General features: G+C 32.9%; 17 protein-coding genes. All 17 read left to right on the top strand.

What is annotated here, in order from left to right; all coding sequences use genetic code 11:
• The first annotated feature begins 43 nt into the window (after positions 1–43).
• On the top strand, positions 44–4,105 hold the full coding sequence (locus BK011_10440) for a hypothetical protein (GenBank protein AUD66086.1): 4,062 nt from the start codon (positions 44–46) through the stop codon (positions 4,103–4,105).
• Between the two features lie 174 nt (positions 4,106–4,279).
• Positions 4,280–5,710 carry a hypothetical protein gene (locus BK011_10435; protein ID AUD66085.1) on the top strand — a complete coding sequence of 477 codons (1,431 nt, stop codon included), beginning with the start codon at positions 4,280–4,282 and terminating at the stop codon, positions 5,708–5,710.
• Positions 5,711–5,714: 4 nt separating this feature from the next.
• Positions 5,715–6,539 carry a hypothetical protein gene (locus tag BK011_10430; protein ID AUD66084.1) on the top strand — a complete coding sequence of 275 codons (825 nt, stop codon included), beginning with the start codon at positions 5,715–5,717 and terminating at the stop codon, positions 6,537–6,539.
• Between the two features lie 58 nt (positions 6,540–6,597).
• Positions 6,598–7,557 carry a hypothetical protein gene (locus BK011_10425; protein ID AUD66083.1) on the top strand — a complete coding sequence of 320 codons (960 nt, stop codon included), beginning with the start codon at positions 6,598–6,600 and terminating at the stop codon, positions 7,555–7,557.
• Positions 7,538–8,479: a hypothetical protein gene (locus tag BK011_10420; protein AUD66082.1), complete on the top strand. Its 942-nt coding sequence runs from the start codon at positions 7,538–7,540 to the stop codon at positions 8,477–8,479. Before BK011_10425 ends, BK011_10420 begins: the two co-directional genes overlap by 20 nt.
• 1 nt (position 8,480) lies before the next feature.
• Positions 8,481–9,347, top strand: a complete 867-nt coding sequence (locus BK011_10415) for a tRNA 2-thiocytidine(32) synthetase TtcA (GenBank protein ID AUD66081.1) — start codon at positions 8,481–8,483, stop codon at positions 9,345–9,347.
• Complete coding sequence (locus BK011_10410; protein AUD66080.1) at positions 9,344–9,865, top strand: hypothetical protein; 522 nt, start codon at positions 9,344–9,346, stop codon at positions 9,863–9,865. Before BK011_10415 ends, BK011_10410 begins: the two co-directional genes overlap by 4 nt.
• Positions 9,862–11,208: a tRNA uridine-5-carboxymethylaminomethyl(34) synthesis GTPase MnmE gene (locus BK011_10405; GenBank protein ID AUD66079.1), complete on the top strand. Its 1,347-nt coding sequence runs from the start codon at positions 9,862–9,864 to the stop codon at positions 11,206–11,208. The genes BK011_10410 and BK011_10405 overlap by 4 nt, the downstream gene beginning before the upstream one ends.
• Before the next feature lie 57 nt (positions 11,209–11,265).
• Entirely contained in the window at positions 11,266–12,912 is a 1,647-nt protein-coding gene (locus BK011_10400) for a hypothetical protein (GenBank protein AUD66078.1), read from the top strand.
• Position 12,913: 1 nt separating this feature from the next.
• On the top strand, positions 12,914–13,204 hold the full coding sequence (locus BK011_10395) for a nucleoid-associated protein, YbaB/EbfC family (GenBank protein AUD66077.1): 291 nt from the start codon (positions 12,914–12,916) through the stop codon (positions 13,202–13,204).
• Positions 13,204–13,794: a recombination protein RecR gene (locus BK011_10390; protein AUD66076.1), complete on the top strand. Its 591-nt coding sequence runs from the start codon at positions 13,204–13,206 to the stop codon at positions 13,792–13,794. The genes BK011_10395 and BK011_10390 overlap by 1 nt, the downstream gene beginning before the upstream one ends.
• An 11-nt stretch (positions 13,795–13,805) precedes the next feature.
• Positions 13,806–14,090: a hypothetical protein gene (locus BK011_10385; protein AUD66075.1), complete on the top strand. Its 285-nt coding sequence runs from the start codon at positions 13,806–13,808 to the stop codon at positions 14,088–14,090.
• A gap of 59 nt (positions 14,091–14,149) precedes the next feature.
• Positions 14,150–14,704, top strand: coding sequence for a DNA-directed RNA polymerase subunit delta (locus BK011_10380; GenBank protein ID AUD66074.1), 555 nt, complete (start codon positions 14,150–14,152; stop codon positions 14,702–14,704).
• Between the two features lie 59 nt (positions 14,705–14,763).
• Complete coding sequence (locus BK011_10375) at positions 14,764–15,387, top strand: hypothetical protein (protein AUD66073.1); 624 nt, start codon at positions 14,764–14,766, stop codon at positions 15,385–15,387.
• A 105-nt stretch (positions 15,388–15,492) separates the two neighbouring features.
• On the top strand, positions 15,493–17,103 hold the full coding sequence (locus tag BK011_10370) for a CTP synthase (GenBank protein AUD66072.1): 1,611 nt from the start codon (positions 15,493–15,495) through the stop codon (positions 17,101–17,103).
• Between the two features lie 94 nt (positions 17,104–17,197).
• Positions 17,198–18,061, top strand: coding sequence for a fructose-1,6-bisphosphate aldolase, class II (locus tag BK011_10365; protein ID AUD66071.1), 864 nt, complete (start codon positions 17,198–17,200; stop codon positions 18,059–18,061).
• A gap of 19 nt (positions 18,062–18,080) precedes the next feature.
• Positions 18,081–18,629, top strand: a complete 549-nt coding sequence (locus tag BK011_10360) for a hypothetical protein (GenBank protein ID AUD66070.1) — start codon at positions 18,081–18,083, stop codon at positions 18,627–18,629.

The following is an 18,629-nucleotide window of genomic DNA, read 5'->3' as shown; positions in this document are numbered from 1 at the left end:
AGTCGAATAGACTCAAAAATAAACAAAAAAACGGAGGAATAAAATGAAATCTCAAAGATTTAATTTATCTAGAGTTTTGATGATGTTTATGTTTGTCATCTTTACATCTTTGGTTTTAGTTGCTTGTGGCGACTCAGATCAAGATTTAATTGATGAAGCATTAAACACAGTCGCAGTAACATACGCAAGCGGCGATTCACAAAATTCAGTGACAGAAAATCTGATTTTACCAGAATCTATTGGTGAAATTAGCATAACTTGGACTTCAGGAAACCCAGATGTTATTAGTAACGCTGGTGTTGTAACTAGACCTGAATCAGACACAGAAGTTACATTAACTGCAACATTAACATTGGGGGATATTGAAGAAACAGTTCCATTTACAGTTACAGTTATTGGCGCTGAAGAAGTTGTCGATCCAGCTGATGCACTTGCTGCAGTTGAAATCGGTGGACGTGCATATAAAGATGGCGATATCTATATCACAACTGCAAATATCGTACTTCCTGAAACATCATTAGGTTATGATGTAACATGGACTTCTTCAAATGAAGACATTATTGAACTTGATGGTACAGTTCATAGACCATATTTTGGTGAAACAGACCAAGTGGTTACATTAACTGCAACGATTGAAAATGAAGAAATGACTTATTTAGTCAAAGTATTAGCATACACTTCTAAACCTGTTGATCAAAAATTAGAAGAAGCTTATACTGCATTATTATTGGATGGTATTAGTGGTGGTGTTGGTCAAGATATCAACCTTCCAACTGAAGTTGGACAAGATGGCGTTTCAGTTACATGGATGTCAACACATCCAGAAATCATTGCACCTGATGGTATGGTTACTAGACCTACTAAAGATGAAGGTGACATTGAAGTTACTTTAACTGCATCATTATTCTTAAATGGTAAAGTATTATACAAAGAATTTGATATTTTAGTTCTTGCATTATTAGTAGATCCTACACCATATGCAAGTATCAATGACGCATTAACTAATGCAGTTGCTGGTGATTATATTTCATTTGAAGATGTAACTGTTATTGGTATGACATCAGATACATATTTCTTTACTGATGGTACAGATATACTTGCAGTTTATGGCGCAACTAATGTTGAAGTTGGTAAGGTTTATAACATTTATGGTGCATATGACGTTTACTTTGGTTCTCCACAGTTAAATGCTACAGAAGCTCCTGAGTTACCAACAGTAGCTAGAGAATCAGATGGTGAAGTTTCAGTAATTACACCTACAGCATTAACTGATATCGAAGCAATGCTACCTGACACTGCTCCAACATATGGTGCAACTAACTTAATTAGATACACTTATTATGAAATCACTGCTAGAGTAAGAGTACAAGGTGATGGCAATTACGATACAGTGTTTGTTAATCCAGCTTATGACGGCGGAGACATCAATACAGATGCAAACTCTGCTTATTCAGATAACGCATTAATGATTTACTATAAATCTAATAAAGCTGCATTTGACCAATATGATGGTATGACTGTTACATTTAACGCTATTTTATATGGTTATAGAAGTGACAGAACAATCCATACAATCGTATTTGTTGGTGAAGATGATGAAATCGTATTTACTCCAAGTGATCAAGAAGTTGTAGATATGGCTGAAAATGTATTAGATAAGATGTTTGATTATGAATATATTGAAGAAACAACATTTGATTTAATGACATCAACAGAATATGGTGCAACAATTGCTTGGGAAACAACTTCATCTCTAGTTGATTTAACAACTGGCGTATTATCAATGCCAGCAACTGGACAAGAAGCAGTTACATTAACTGCAACAATCACTAAAGGTGATGTTGAAACTGTATTTACAGTGACATTTGATGCAGGTGAACTTCCAAACATTACAATCTTAAAAGCAATCCAATTAGGAAATGGTCATTTAGTTGAAGTAACTGGTATTGTTACATCTGCTGAATATCAAAACACTTACTTCATCCAAGATGAAACAGGTGGTATTGCAATTTATTCAAGTGATGATGATGTTGAAGCATTCTTACAAGCAAACTATGGTAAAGAAATTACATTAATCGCTGAAAGAGCTTCTTATAGAGGTTTAATCCAATTATCAAACGTTATTACATTTGAACTTGTTGGTGAAGCAACTATGCCAGCTGCTGTAAACGCTGATGAACATGGTTTAGATGCAGACTCATTAGAAGGCTTACAAGGTCAATTAATTGAATTAACTGGTTTAATCGTTATTGATGTTGATTCAGATAGTTATGGTAACGTTTATGTTACTTTACTTGATGGTGTTACTGCTAATGAAATCACAATGAAATGGGATTCAAGAGTTGATTTATCAACTGAGGCACAAGCAGTATTAGACGCAATTGCTGAAAATGATGTTTTAGATATCGTGAATCCACTTGCTTGGAATAGCGCACCATACTTATATTTCACTGACACTACAATGATTACTGAAGGAACTTTAACTAATGAAGCTGCTGTAGCTGCAACTAAAGCTGCGTTAACTGTAGATGTAGATGATGTTGTACTTGAAGATGAAACGTTAGTTTTATTAGACGCATATTTAGGAACTACAATTACTTGGACTTCAGATAACACAGATGTTATTACTGACGCTGGTATGATTACTGTTCCTGCAGATATGAAACAAGTTTTAGTAACATTAACTGCTACAATCACTTTAGACACATTAACAGAAACTAAAACTTTTGAAATTCTAGTTGGTGACATTATCACTATATTAGCTGCTCAAGCATTAGAAGATGACGTAGAATTAAAAGTTCAAGGTGTTGTAATCGCGGATGAGTACTACAGAACATTCTTTATTCAAGATACTACTGGTGGTATTGCAGTTTATACAAGTGATTCTGCAATCAGGGGTATTTTAGTAGCGAATATTGGCAAAGAAGTGATCGTTACTGGTGCTCGTGACACGTATAGTGGATTAAGACAAGTTGCTCCAACACATGTTGAAGCATTAACTACAGGTACATTACCTGCTGCTACAAACGTAGATGCAATTGCGTTAAATGATGATATGCTACCTTATCAAGGTATGCTTGTTGAGTTAACTAATCTTTATGTATCTGATGTATCATCTGACAAATATGGTAATGTTTATATTATGCTAAGCAGACCAGCAGCAAATGAAACAGTTGAGTTGAAGTGGGATTCAAGAGCTGCTTTATCAACTGAAGCTGAGACTGCATTAAATGCTATTCAAATCGGCGATGTAATAAACATTGAAACGGTTTTAGCATGGAGAAATGCTCCACATCTATATTATACAAGCACAACAGTATTATCTGCTGGTACATTAGATGATGCAAACAAAGTTGCAGTTGATGCGATGGCATTATCATTAGAAGCATCATATACTGAAAACACAACATTAACATTACCTACAACTGGCGATCAAGGTTCAAGCATAGCTTGGACCTCATCAAACAGTTCAATTATTGATGCTGCTACTGGTGCAGTTGTTGTTCCTGCAAGTGGACAATATACAATCAGAGTAACTGCAACACTAACTTTAGGTACTGAAGAAAAAGAAGTTGTATTTGAAGTTAAAGTTGGCGTTTATGTAGCAACTGGTACAGAATTATTCATTTCTGAATATATTGAAGGTTCATCTAGCAATAAGGCACTAGAAATTTATAATCCAACAGATGCAGCAATTGACTTAAGCAATTATAAAGTTGCTGTATATTCAAATGGTTCTTCTGAGATGGGTAACAACATTACATTATCAGGAACTTTACAACCTGGTGAAGTGTTTGTAATTTACAATGCTTCTTCAGTTGATGCAATCAAGAATGTGGGAGATATATCAAGTAGTGTTACTTTCTATAATGGTGACGATGCTGTTGCACTTATCAAATTAGATGGTACTACAGAGACAATTATTGATTTGATTGGCGTTATTGGTGTTGATCCAGGTTCATCTTGGCCAGTAGGAACTGGTGCTACTGCAGAATATACATTAGTTAGAGTGGTTAGTGCTCCTAATGCAACTTTCACAGAAAGTGAATGGGTTGTCTATCCACAAAATACTTTTGATTATTTAGGATCTCATCAACCAGCATAATTTTTATTAAACAATAAGATTTGATACAAAGTGGTTTCGTTTCGTTACGGAACCACTTTTTTTATACATTTTTTATCAAATGACGTAATATAAAAACCATCACATAAATATAGGATTAATACCCTGATTGTGATATAATATTTAGTGCACACTAACTTTAGGAGATGTATGATTATGTTAAAAAAATTACTCGTATTATTTGTAGCAATGATGGCTTTAGTAACGATTGCTGCATGTCAAGATGAAGAAGCATTAACACTTCCAGATTTAACAGGAAAATCGAAACAAGAAGTTGTTAATATCCTATCTGGTCTTGGCTTACAAGCATCCATTGAGGATGTAGTTAACATTGATGTAACTGAAGGATATTTTGTATCTTATGGTGAAGGTTTTGAAAAAGGGCAGGAAGTTGAACCAGGGACACAAGTTGTTGTCAATTTTGCTAAGTTTGCAAATATTCTTCCGGATCTAACAGGTAAGAATCAATCTCAAATTTACTCAAGTTTTCAAAAATTCCCAACATTAATTATAGAAATTCAGACACTAGAAACCAATGATATTGAACCTGGTATTTTTGTACAGTATGAATCAAATTATGAAGCTGGAGATATAGTAAACAATAATACAGAAATTGTTGTTTATATTGCTACTGAGAAACCAGAAACAAGTCTTTATATTTCTAAATATTTTGAGGGTTCTGATGACTCAAAAATGATTGAGTTATATAACGATAGCGAAGAGGCTATCGATTTGGCTGATTATAGCATTACCATTTTTAATAGAGTTGCTGGTCAAGTTAATGAAATAACGATTAGTTTAACCGGAACACTACAAGGCAATGATGTTTTTATTATTGCTCATCCAGAAAGTAGAGCAGAGATATTATTACTTGCAGATATGGAATCAGCAGATTTGTTTTATACAGGAAGACAAGCCATAGCGATCACACATAAAAATGGAACACATACTGATGTATTTGGTGATCCAACAGCAGGTATTCAGTTCTCAAACGACAGAACATTTGTAAGACATGATTTTGTTAATGAAGCAAACCCTACATTTACATTAAGAGAATGGGGCATTTATGCAATTGATCATTATGATATGTTCGGTTCTCATCCAGTTGCATATCCTGAAACATTTGCTTTAGAAGATACGTATAAAGCTTTAGATTATTTTACTGAAAAAGGTGGAGTAGTTGAGGTTACATTTGTTTGGAATAATGATGGAGATACCGCATACTTCGAGCCTTATTTCATGGGAGATGCTCGGGTTAGATTTATTGGTATTGATACACTTGAAACAGGTACAGGAAGTTTAGCTACTAACGCACAAAAATATGTTGAAAGTTTACTAGAAAATGCAACAAAAGTATATATCCAACATGATCCAGTTTCCGGTATTTATGATACTTATCAAAGAAGTCTAGGTCTTGTATGGGCTGATGATATTTTAGTAAATTACATGGTTGTAAAAATGGGATATTCTCAAAATAATTACTCTGACCCAACACAAGCTTTAATTTTTAACGGTATATCTTTAGATCAATGGTTTAAAAATGCTGAAGCTTACGCTCAAGAAAACAATCTAGGCATGTGGGCTTAATCCAATGAAGATTGTCAATCGTATTATTTACGGGTTAATTGTTGCGGTTGGGCTTATGCTGGTCGCAACCATTACTGATGAGTATTTTCGCTCTAGAGAAGTGCTAGCAATCACCGAAGAGACATTGCAAAATGAGACCTATACAGATTTAATATCCTCGGCGTATTTTAATGACACTCCAGTTTATGAGGAAACAGTAACAATAAACAATAATGAGTATCTTATTATCATTTATAATGCAGCACATGTTACAAATACTGATTCAGGACTTTTAGCAATTGAAGGATTTCAATTTTTGATGATTCAAAAAAGTGGGACTCATCTACCCGAGTTCTTTGATGTGAAAGTGAAATCTGGAGACGATATAGAAGTCACCTATACAGGGTTTAATTTATATAATCAAGGCCTATATGCTGTTTTTCATCCAGACACACAAGGATCACTCATCATGAGAAGAGAATTCATAAAAGATGGCATGTTTATAGATATTGATCAATTTGTTTTTGAAAAAGACGGAGAAATACTTTTAACTTTAGACATAAATCTAACAGAAGAAATGTTAACTGTAGGATCAACACTCCAAACATACCTTGATGAAAACAATATCGCGCCCAATGCTGATATTGATGGCGTAACCTATAAAGAGCCACTCATTATAGATGTTCAAAACAAAGTCATTCGAAACGTTGTTATCTATTTAGTTTTAGTGATTATTGGCTATATATTGATTTTTATGAGAAAGAAGAAAACTTTAGGTAAAGATCAAGCAACTGAAGGTTTAAAGAAAGATATTGAACGTTTAAAAAAAGATGAAAAAAGCGATGAATAATCGCTTTTTTAATCCATATATGATATACTATTATAATCCGTAAAAGAAAGGAATTATCATGAATATAAAACACGAAATTAAACGAATGATAGAGTCATATCAAAAGATTATCATCCACAGACATCAAAGACCTGATATGGATGCAATCGGATCACAATATGGACTCTCATTATTACTTAAAGAAAACTATCCAGATAAGCAGATTTATGTCGTAGGTGATCTTAACGATATGAGCTATTTAGCAGAAATGGATGATATATCTGATGATACATACAAAGATGCATTAGCCGTTATTACAGATGTTTCTGTAACTAGAATGATTAGTGACGATCGTTATCAATTAGCTAAAGATATTATTATCATTGATCATCATCAAAATGACACTGATGTAGCAAATGTATCGATATTTTATAAAGATCCAGCGTTTGCATCAGCAGCAGAGATGGTCGTCGATTTGGCTAGAACATTTGAGTATAAAATCACCTCTGAAGCAGCAACCTACCTCTATGGTGGTATGGTAACTGATACTGGTAGATTTCTATATATGGCTAATCCATCACAAACATTTGAATTAGCATCATATATTCATAAATTTAATCCGGAAATTCAATCATTTTATGATTATATATACACAGAACCTTTAAAGAAGAGAAAAACAAAACAGTTATTTCAAAATTTTGAACTTACTGAAAACTATGTAGCATATCGTAAAAATGATCAATCAGTCATTGAAGAAAGTGGTTTAGATTTTCAAAGCATTTCTAGAGGTATGGTTAATCAAATGGCAGGTATCATAGAAGTTCCGATTTGGGCAAATTTCACTGAGGATGTTGAAAACAACGTCATTGTGGGTGAGTTTAGATCCAGAGGGATAACGATTGTTGATATTGCTAAAAAATATGGCGGAGGCGGACACAATAATGCTTGTGGCGCGAGTTTAAAAGATTGGAACGAAGTAGAATTAGTATTAAAAGATTTTGATGAAAGGGCGAAACATTATGCAAAAAATACTAAATAAAATTAAAGAGTACGAGACCATTATCATTCATGGACACAAACGTCCAGATGGAGATTGTTATGGTTCGCAGTTTGGATTAAAAGATATCATTAAATCATCTTTTCCAAACAAGGAAGTATATGTTGTTGGACAAACATCTGACTTCGTAGATTATGTAGGTAAAGTAGACACAATCACTGATGATCAATATGTTGATGCATTGGTGATTGTAGTCGACACAGCTACTGAGGAACGCATCAGTGATCCAAGATATAACATGGGGAAATATTTAATTAAAATAGATCATCATATTCCTGTGGATAATTATGGCGATATTAGATGGGTACAAACAGATTTTCCATCATGTGCTCAAATGATTTCATATTTCTATTACACATTTAAAGATGAACTTAAACTGTCTAAAGAAGGCGCTATTGCGCTATATACTGGTATTGTTACAGATACTGGTAGATTTAGATATAGAGGTGTATCAAATATTACACATCAACTTGCAGGTATGTTGTTATCTAAAGGTGTAGATGTTGAATATATCGATTCAAAGTTAAGTAGAGATACTTTAGAAATGGCAGCTCTCAAGGGTTATGTATATTCAAACTTTGAGACTGCTGATGGATTTATATATCTGAAAATGACAAGAGATATTATTGAAAAATATAATGTGTCTGATGAACAAGCTGCATCTGTTGTAAACTTATTATCTGGTATCGATGGATATCCTGTGTGGGCATTATTTATTGAGTATCCTAATGAAATAAGAATCAGACTTAGATCAAATGGACCAACAATTAATGAACTCGCTAATCAATATGGTGGTGGCGGCCATGCTAAAGCTGCAGGATGTAGATTAGAAAACTGGGAACAATTGACTGATTTTACTAAAGATTGTGAAGCAGTTGTAAAAGCTTATAAAGAAGAGGCATAATATGATTCAGGAGTGTCAAACGATTATCGTTGAAAACCCTAAAGCATCACTTATAGACATTGAAAAAAGCTTAGTGACGACATATAAAAAAGACATCTTTAGACCATTTGTAAAAGCAATTAATGAATACAACTTAGTTGAACCAGGGGATAGGATTGCAGTTGGTATATCAGGTGGTAAAGACAGTTTGATACTAGCAAAACTTTTTCAAGAGCTAAAAAAACATAATAAAATCCCATTTGAAGTTGTCTTCTTATCGATGGATCCAGGATTTAGAGATGTCAATCGAGAACTCTTAGAAAACAACTGTAAATATTTGAATATCCCGTTAGAAATTAGAAATTCTGAAATATTCAAAGTTGTAGGTAAAATAGCCAAAGAAAATCCTTGTTATATGTGTGCACGTATGAGAAGGGGATTCTTATACAACGCAGCTAAAGAATTAGGATGTAATAAACTTGCATTAGGGCATCATTTTGATGATGTTATTGAAACGACATTACTCAATATATTTTATGGTGGACAATTTAAGACGATGGTTCCAAAAATTAAGGCAGATAATTTCGAGGATATTGAATTAATTAGACCGATGATGCAAATGAAAGAGAAAGATATTATCAGATGGATTAAAAAAAGTGGTATACAATCGATGAACTGTGGTTGTACTGTAGTAGCTGAGAAAACAAGTTCTAAACGTAGAGAAATCAAAGAGTTAATTGATAATCTAAGAAAGATTAACCCTGATATTGATCAATCTATTTACACAGCTGCAACTAATGTTAATATCGATGCAATTTTAGGTTACGTTAAAAATAATGAAAAGATACATTTCAATAAGATTTATGAAGAAAGGGAGAAAAAATCATGATATTAGATTTAAATTTATCTTTAGAAGAAATTCTAGTTAAAATTATTTTACCTTTAGTGCTAACTTACTTAATATCAGCATTTGTTGGATTAGAAAGACAAAATGTAGGTAAAGCAGCAGGATTATCATCGCATATCTTAGTAGCGATGGGTTCAGCTGGTATTGCAATTATGCAAAGACTCATGTTCGAATATCAAATTGGACTTGCACAAGGCGGCTTAGCAATAGATGCTGAGCAACAAAGAGTAATTGCACAAGTTGTTACTGGTATTGGTTTTGTCGGTGCTGGTGTTATCATTAAAGATCAGGCACATGTGGTCAAAGGTATTACTACTGCGGCGACCATTTGGGTTACTGCGATGGTTGGACTTATTTTAGGTAGTGGTTATATCTTAGTAGGAACAATATTAGGTTTATTTATGGTCATTTTAGTACTTGTAAGAGATATTGTTAGAGGCTTTAATCCATTTAAACCACAAGATAGACAGGAAAATACAGAAAGAGAAAACAAATCATGAATTTAGAAAATATAGCTGCGATAGCTACAGCCTTTGGGACTGCAGGCATTTCAGTTATTAGGATTTCAGGTGAAACTGCAATTTTTGAATTCAATAAAATATTTAAAGGAAGAGATTTGACCAAAGTTAAATCTCATACCGTTCACTATGGACATGTCTTAAACGAAGATATGTCTGTTTTGGATGAAGTGATGGTCACAGTGATGAAGGGGCCCAAATCATTTACTGCAGAAGATACTGTTGAAGTATCAACGCATGGTGGTATTTTAATCACGCAAAAGGTATTGGATCGTATACTAGATATGGATATCAGATTAGCTGAACCTGGTGAGTTTAGTGAGCGTGCATATTTAAATGGAAGAATTGATTTAGTTGAAGCAGAATCTATCATGGATCTGATTCATGCGAAAAGCGAAAAAGCTTTAAAAATTGCTAACTTAGGAGTTCAAAAAGAAACATCGAAACTGATTAGAAATTTAAGATCAAAACTTCTAACAATTATTGCACAAATTGAAGTGAATATTGATTATCCGGAATATGATGATGCCATCATCATGAGTAAAGAAATTATTAAACCAAAGACAGAAGCATTGATTGTTGAAATCAATGATTTACTGAAAGAGTCAGAGAAAAATCAACTCATCAGAGATGGTGTAAAAACAGCTATTGTTGGTAAACCGAATGTTGGAAAATCAAGTTTGCTAAATGCATTATTAAATGAAGAAAAAGCAATTGTTACAGATATTGAAGGAACAACTAGAGATACGATTGAGGCTTATATTAATGTAAATGGTGTAACGTTGAAACTCATTGATACTGCCGGCATTAGGGAGACAGAAGATGTTGTTGAGAAGATTGGTGTAAATCGCTCTAAAAAGGCAATTACAGATGCAGAACTTATATTATTAGTTTTGGATCAAAGTAAAGCTATATCTAAAGAAGATAAAGATTTACTAGAGCTAACAAAAGATAAAAAGCGTTTGATAATTGCAAATAAAGCAGATCTTCCAAAAGCTTTACAACTAGAAGAGGTTCTACAGATTTCTACACTGACTAAAGAAGGTTTAAAAGATTTGGAAAAAGCGATATTGAAGTTATTATCACTTGAAGACATTGATTCAAGAGATTTTAATTATTTATCAAACGTTAGACACATCCAAAAAGTTAAAGAAGCAAGAACATCACTGCTTAATGTTTTATCATCGATTGAACTTGATATGCCAGTTGATGTTTACGCGATTGATTTAACTCAAGCTTGGAAGTCATTAGGTGAAATATTAGGTGAGTATTATCAAGATGATTTATTAAATGAATTATTCTCGAAATTTTGCTTAGGAAAATAACCTATTAACATATCATATATGTTATAATAAAAAAGATAGAAAGGGTGGATGAATATTATGGCATATGTAGCATTATATAGAGCGTATAGACCTAAAGCTTTTGAAGAAGTTGCTGGTCAAAAAGTCATCATAAAGACATTACAAAATGCACTTATGCATGATAAGATTCAACATGCTTATCTATTTAGCGGTCCAAGAGGAACCGGAAAAACATCGATTGCAAAGATTTTTGCGAAAGCGGTCAACTGTTTATCTCCAATAAACGGTAGTCCTTGTAACAAATGTGATGTATGTAAAGGGATTGATCGTGGTGATATTCCTGATGTGATTGAAATTGATGCCGCATCAAATAATGGTGTCGATGAAATTCGAGAACTTCGCGATAAAGTAAAATACATGCCATCAGTTGGTAATTTTAAAGTTTATATCATCGATGAAGTTCATATGTTAACAACAGGTGCATTTAATGCACTTTTAAAAACATTAGAAGAACCACCAAAACATGTGATATTTATTTTAGCAACCACTGAAGTTCATAAAATCCCACCAACCATTTTATCTAGATGTCAACGTTTTGATTTTAAAAATATTGAAACTAGAGATATGGTTGAAAAACTTAATGAGATTGTTGAAAAAGAACAAATTTCTATAACTGAGGATGCAGTCATTGCGATCGCTGAAAATGCTGAGGGTGGATTAAGAGATGCGATAAGCTTACTCGACCAAGCAATATCTTATGCAGATGATGAAATCTCTGAAGAAGATGTACATCAAGTTTCAGGTTCAGTTTCAAAAGCAGCACTTAAGGAAATATTACTGGCAATTGTAAATAAAGAAGTCTCAAAAGCAATTGTCATTTTAAAAGATTTGATTGCTGAAGGTAAAGAAACTAGCCGTATTGTTACAGATTTAATTCTAGCTTTAAGAGATATTTTGATAGAGAAAACCATGAAGGTAGATTTACCTAAATATACCGAATTATTAAGTGTTTTCCCAATTGAAAAAATATATTTTTACTTAGAAGTTTTAAATAAATTATCACAAGATATCAAATGGACCCATCAAAAGCGTGCATATGTTGAACTTGCACTCATTAAAATGATGGAACACCAAACAATTAAGCAACTCGATTTTGAAGCAACTATTTTAGATTTAAAGGCTTCTATTCAAAGTTTAAAGGAACAATCTAAAACACAAGTTAGAACCGTTCAAGCAACAAATTTAGAGCCGTTAGTGACGATTAAAGACGTTGAGCATATACTTAATCAAGGCGACAAAGATAAAAAGCAACTCTTACAAAAAGGATGGTCGTATTTAAAAGATTATCCAAAAGATCATCTAAAGATGGCTGCATATTTACTCTATCAAGGGAATTTAGAAGCGGTTTCTGATTATATGCTTTTAGTTTATGATAATTTAGATATGTGCAGACAAATGTATGATGAAGAGGTTTATGAACAAGTCTTGGAAATCATTAATAACAAGAATGACTTAATTAAAGGATATTATGCTATTTTAAAATCTGATTGGCTTGTGATTAAGGAAATATATGCAGATCTGTGGCATAAAGGACAAAAGAAACCTAAGTTACCGCCACATGATTTGAAATTATACAAAGATTTAAAAGAAGAAAAAAGAACATCAGAAACTCTAAGCTTAGCAAAAGAGTATTTTGGTGAGAAAGTAATTGTAAAGGAGCAATAAAATGAATCCCAATATGTTAAACAAACTCAAAAAGATTCAAAAACAAATGATGGAAGCACAAGAAGCTTTAGAAAGAAAAGAGTTTTTCGGAAAAGCAAGTGGTGTGACAGTCATTATGCAAGGTACAAGACAAGTCATTGATGTACAAATCAATCCAGAAGTATTAGAAGAAGTAGAATTACTTCAAGATGCTATTTTATTAGCTGTCAATGATGCTTTAAAGCAAATTGATAAAGAACAGGAAGAAACAATGGGCCAATTCTCTGGTGGCATGGGTGGTTTTGGATTCTAATGATTCCCAAAATTTTACAGAAAGTCATGGATGACTTTCAAAGATTGCCGGGCATCGGAGAAAAAACCGCTGAACGTTTAGCACTATTTTTGATTTCTGATATGGAAGAAGAACAGTTAATTGATTTTAGCGAACATCTAAAAAAGTTAAAATCGGAAATAAAAACTTGTCCTGTGTGCCATATGCTAACCGATCATGATTTATGCGACATTTGCGCAGATGAGACAAGAGATCAAACACAAATCATGGTGGTATCAGATGCTAAAGATGTTTTCATTTTAGAAAAGATGAATTCTTATCAAGGCGTATATCATGTTTTAGGTGGACTCATAGATTTTTCTAGAGGCATCACAGATAAAGATTTAAACATTGATTCATTATCAGATCGTATCAAACATGCGAGTGAAATGATTATTGCGACCAATGGAACTGTAGAAGGTGAAATGACTGCAAAATTTTTGAAATCTTTATATGAAAATGATACATTAAAGATTACAAGATTAGCATCAGGTCTTCCTGTTGGAGCTGACTTGAAATATGCTGATGAGTTAACATTAAGTAAAGCTGTTGAAAACAGAATGAAATATTAGGAGGTATGTCCATGTTAAATTTCTCGTTATGGGATACAGTTAAAGGATTTCTTCTAGGTCTATATGACAGATTTAATGCATTTTTGCAAGACACATTAGATATAGATGGAAAACTGATTGGTTTATACCAAGAATTTATAGTACCACTCCCCGAGGTTATAAAAATCGTCGGTATTGTGTTTACAGGTATTATTATTGTCTTAGGTATACTATCTTTTGTGAAGAAAATGTTAAAATTATTCATTGTTTTAGCAGTTATTTTGGCAATTGTACTTATTTTAACAAGATTATCATAGAAAAAACTTGCAAAATGAGTATGAATCGTTTACAATATATACGGTTTTAGGAGGCAAAAATGAACGATAAATTTAAATCAATGTCAATGATTGATATTGTTGAACATTTGTTAAAGGAAAATAGCGAGCCTATATCAATACATGATATCATCAAACAAATCAAAGAGATTAAGAATGTTTCTGATGATGATGTAGATCGCTTAACGCAACTTTATATGGATATAACGCAAAGCGCTAAGTTCGTGTATGTTGGCGATGATAAATGGGACTTGAAAGAAAGAAACTTAGAGATGTGGGATAAAGACGGATATGCGTTTGTTACCCCTGATGAAGTTGAAGAAGATGTAGAAGAAGATTTAGACTTCACCGAATTTGATATCGAAGATCTTGAAGAACAAGAAAAAGATGTAGATGATGATGACGAGGATGAAGAAGAGGAAGAAGACGAAGAAATCAAGGAAGAAAAAGAATATATCGATGTAGAACTTCCAATCAAATCTACTGATGAAGATGATGTAGATGACGATGTGGATTTAGAGTTTGATGATGATTATGATGAAGATGATTATAATGAAATCATGGACGACTACGAAGATATGTATGATGAAGATTAATGAATAGAGTGTGCTTAGCACGCTCTTTTTAACCTATAAAAAAGAGAGGATTTGATTTTATGCCAAGTTGGATTGAATGGGTAGGGTATGTAGCTAGTTTAATTGTCTTGATTTCACTAGTGATGAGTAGTGTGAAAAGATTAAGATGGATTAATCTATCTGGATCACTTATTTTTGCAGTTTATGGTATTTTAATTTCTTCATATCCTGTAGCAGCTATGAACTTAGGTATTGTTTTAGTGAATTCGTATTATTTATATCAAATTTATAGTAAAAAAGACTTATTTGAACTAATTCCTGTTCAAGATGATGCATATTTTGAACATTTTATAGATGTTTATAAAAAAGATATGAGTGAATATATTCATTTATCGCATGATATAAAACAGACTGGATTACTTAAGTTTTTTGTTTATAGAAATACTGTACCTGCCGGATTATTTATCGGAAGAGCAATAGACGAAGATAAACTTGATATTTGGGTGGATTATACTACACCAATGTATCGAGATTTTAAGATAGCAGAGTACATCTACACAAAGAAAAAACAAGTTTTTTTAGACAAAGGGTTTAAGATGTTATATACAAAACCTGGGCAAGAAAAACATAATAAATACCTTGAAAAAATCGGATTTACATTAACTGAGTTCAAAAATGAACCTTATTATTCTAAAGAAATATAAAAATATGATTGTATGATGTTTTTGTTTTTGATATAATAAACAAGGGCACACCAAAGAGTCTCCTAAATGAGGAGACTCTTTTATATTTTTTTAGGAGGATAAGAAATGGCTAAATATATCTTTGTAACTGGTGGGGTTGTTTCAAGCCTAGGTAAGGGCATAACTGCTTCAGCAATCGGACAACTATTAAAGAGTAGAGGATTAAAAGTATTCATGCAGAAGTTTGACCCTTACATTAATGTTGATCCAGGAACAATGAGTCCATTACAACATGGAGAAGTTTTTGTGACTGATGATGGTGCTGAAACAGATTTAGATTTAGGACACTATGAAAGATTCATTGATGAAAATTTAAACAGACACTCGAGCATTACTACAGGCAAAATTTATCAATCTGTTCTAAAAAGAGAACGACGCGGAGATTATTTAGGCGCGACTGTTCAGGTGATTCCCCATATTACTGATCAAATAAAGAAGAAACTAAGGGATGTTGCTAAACATACCAATCCAGATGTCGTCATTACTGAAATTGGTGGAACCGTTGGGGATATCGAATCCCTTCCATTTTTAGAAGCAATTAGACAAGCAAGACATGATTTTGGTTTTAATAATACTTTATATATCCATAATACTTTAGTTCCTTACTTAAAAGCAGCTAATGAAATTAAAACGAAACCAACTCAACATAGTGTTAAAGAATTAATGAGCTTAGGGATCCATCCCGATATTATTGTTTTAAGAAGTGAAAAACCAATTGAACAAAGTGTTAAAGATAAAATCGCATTATTCTGTGATGTTGATGATCATGCTGTCTTTGAATCGTTAGATGTTGATGTATTATATGAAGTGATTACAAAAATGCATGAACAGCATATTGATGATTGGATTTTAAAACATTTTGGATATGAAAATTTAGAACCAGCTGATGTTAAGCCATGGTATGAACTTGTAGATCGTATACACAATCTAGATGGCAAAGTTACTATAGGGTTAGTTGGAAAATACGTGAAACTCCATGATGCTTATTTATCTGTGTCAGAGAGTTTGAAACATGCAGGGTATTTTCATAAAAAACAAGTTGAAATTAAATGGATTGATGCTGAAGAAGTCGATGAAAACAATATTGAATCTTTTATCAAAGACTGTGATGGTATTTTAGTACCTGGTGGATTCGGTCACCGTGCAACAAAAGGAAAAATTGCCGCAATCACTTATGCTAGAGAAAATAATGTTCCATTTTTTGGTATTTGTTATGGTATGCAACTTGCAGTGATTGAATACGCACAACATGTACTTCATCTAGTTGGCGCAAACTCCACAGAAATTGATGAGAAAGCTCCACATCCAGTCATCTCACTTCAAAGAGGAAGAGAAACAGATGAAGATTTAGGTGGTACATTAAGATTAGGTCTATATGATTGTGATTTAAAGAAAAACACTAAAACATATGATGCTTACCAGGAAAATGTAATCAAAGAAAGACATCGTCATCGTTATGAGTTTAATAATAAATATTTAGAGGATTTCGAACAAAGCGATATGATGATATCTGGGTTTAACAAAGACTATCATTTAGTAGAAATTGTAGAACTAAAAAACCACCCATGGTTTATTGCAGTTCAGTTTCACCCAGAGTTTTTATCTAGACCATTAAGACCACATCCACTTTTTAGAGATTTCATAGGGGCTTCAGTTAAAAATAGTGTAAAAAAATAGGGGTTACACAAACGTTTACACAACAGTTATCGATTGTAATAAATAGGTAATTGTAATATAATATAAGTGATAAAAATTCAAGGAGGAATATAAAATGTTAGTATCAGCAAGAGAAATGTTAATTAAAGCACATAAAGAAGGTTATGGTGTTGCTCAAATTAATATTAATAATTTAGAATGGACAAAAACAGTATTACAAACAGTTAACGAATTAAAATCACCAGTGATTTTAGGTGTATCAGAAGGTGCAGCTAAATACATGGGTGGATTTAAAACAGTGATGGCGATGGTTAAAGCGTTAGATGAATTCTATAATGTCACTGTACCAGTTGCAGTTCATTTAGATCATGGAACATATGAAGGTGCATTTAAAGCTTTAGAAGCTGGATTCACTTCAATTATGTTTGACGGTTCTCACTATGATTTTGAAGAAAATTTAGCGAAAACTAAAGAAGTCGTTGCTGCATGCCATGCAAAAGGTGTATCAGTTGAAGCAGAAGTTGGTTCAATTGGTGGTGAAGAAGATGGTGTTATTGGCGCAGGAGAAATCGCAGATCCAGAAGAATGCCGTCAAATTGCAGAAACTGGTGTTGATATGTTTGCTGCAGGTATCGGTAATATCCATGGTAAATATCCAGAAAACTGGAAAGGTTTAGATTTTGAAGTCTTAAAACAAGTTCAAGATGTAACTGGTGGTATTCCATTAGTATTACACGGTGGAACTGGTATTCCAGCAGACCAAGTTAAAAAAGCTATTTCATTAGGTGTATCTAAAATTAATGTGAACACAGAATTACAATTAGCTTTCGCAGCTGCAACTCGTAAATATATTGAAGCAGGCAAAGACTTAGAAGGTAAAGGATTCGACCCTAGAAAATTATTAGCTCCAGGTGTTGAAGCTATGAAACAAGTGGTTACTGAAAAAGTTGAAATGTTTGGATCAAAAAACAAAGCATAAATATTGTTGAGGTGAAATCATGCGTGATGAATTAAAGTATCATGAGTATGCAAATTGGAAAATGGAAAACCATGATTTATTAAAGTATTTGACTGAAAACAATTCCGATTTATTGATACGTTTTAAACACGTTTTGGATGTCACTGACTATTTGTATGACAAACTGATTGATGACCCTAATTTTTCGGATGATGAAGATCAAATATTTGAAACAGGTTTTTATTATCTATTTGATCAAATTGAGACAATCACTGAATTGTTAAAGCCCTATCAAAATGATTATCAAGCTTTGGAGTTAAGAGCTAAGGATATCAACTTGTTATTAGCAGCTATTGATTTTCAAAACGAACTAGCAAGTGTTGATGATTATGATGAGAGTGATATGGCAGATTTGATTGATTTTGAGGAAGAATTAACAAAAAAATTGGAAAATAAAGAAGAAGTCACAGAAGATATGTTTGAGAAGTTAGATCATATGACTTATGAGATATTTAACAAGATGAATGTGGAATATTTCCCAGTGAATGATATCTTTCTTGAAATTGCAGATGAATTAGGCATTTTATAA

It is taken from the genome of Tenericutes bacterium MZ-XQ, from assembly GCA_002838205.1.
GTDB lineage: Bacteria > Bacillota_I > Bacilli_A > Acholeplasmatales > Acholeplasmataceae > Mariniplasma.
The sequence above is the reverse complement of the archived record's forward strand: the minus strand, read 5'-3'. Positions and strand labels throughout refer to the sequence as shown.

Bases quoted from the DNA above. Each gene is read 5' to 3' on its own strand.
- BK011_10440 (AUD66086.1), top strand. From the start codon at position 44: ATGAAATCTCAAAGATTTAATTTATCTAGAGTTTTGATGATGTTTATG.
- BK011_10435 (AUD66085.1), top strand. From the start codon at position 4,280: ATGTTAAAAAAATTACTCGTATTATTTGTAGCAATGATGGCTTTAGTA.
- BK011_10430 (AUD66084.1), top strand. From the start codon at position 5,715: ATGAAGATTGTCAATCGTATTATTTACGGGTTAATTGTTGCGGTTGGG.
- BK011_10425 (AUD66083.1), top strand. From the start codon at position 6,598: ATGAATATAAAACACGAAATTAAACGAATGATAGAGTCATATCAAAAG.
- BK011_10420 (AUD66082.1), top strand. From the start codon at position 7,538: ATGCAAAAAATACTAAATAAAATTAAAGAGTACGAGACCATTATCATT.
- BK011_10415 (AUD66081.1), top strand. From the start codon at position 8,481: ATGATTCAGGAGTGTCAAACGATTATCGTTGAAAACCCTAAAGCATCA.
- BK011_10410 (AUD66080.1), top strand. From the start codon at position 9,344: ATGATATTAGATTTAAATTTATCTTTAGAAGAAATTCTAGTTAAAATT.
- BK011_10405 (AUD66079.1), top strand. From the start codon at position 9,862: ATGAATTTAGAAAATATAGCTGCGATAGCTACAGCCTTTGGGACTGCA.
- BK011_10400 (AUD66078.1), top strand. From the start codon at position 11,266: ATGGCATATGTAGCATTATATAGAGCGTATAGACCTAAAGCTTTTGAA.
- BK011_10395 (AUD66077.1), top strand. From the start codon at position 12,914: ATGAATCCCAATATGTTAAACAAACTCAAAAAGATTCAAAAACAAATG.
- BK011_10390 (AUD66076.1), top strand. From the start codon at position 13,204: ATGATTCCCAAAATTTTACAGAAAGTCATGGATGACTTTCAAAGATTG.
- BK011_10385 (AUD66075.1), top strand. From the start codon at position 13,806: ATGTTAAATTTCTCGTTATGGGATACAGTTAAAGGATTTCTTCTAGGT.
- BK011_10380 (AUD66074.1), top strand. From the start codon at position 14,150: ATGAACGATAAATTTAAATCAATGTCAATGATTGATATTGTTGAACAT.
- BK011_10375 (AUD66073.1), top strand. From the start codon at position 14,764: ATGCCAAGTTGGATTGAATGGGTAGGGTATGTAGCTAGTTTAATTGTC.
- BK011_10370 (AUD66072.1), top strand. From the start codon at position 15,493: ATGGCTAAATATATCTTTGTAACTGGTGGGGTTGTTTCAAGCCTAGGT.
- BK011_10365 (AUD66071.1), top strand. From the start codon at position 17,198: ATGTTAGTATCAGCAAGAGAAATGTTAATTAAAGCACATAAAGAAGGT.
- BK011_10360 (AUD66070.1), top strand. From the start codon at position 18,081: ATGCGTGATGAATTAAAGTATCATGAGTATGCAAATTGGAAAATGGAA.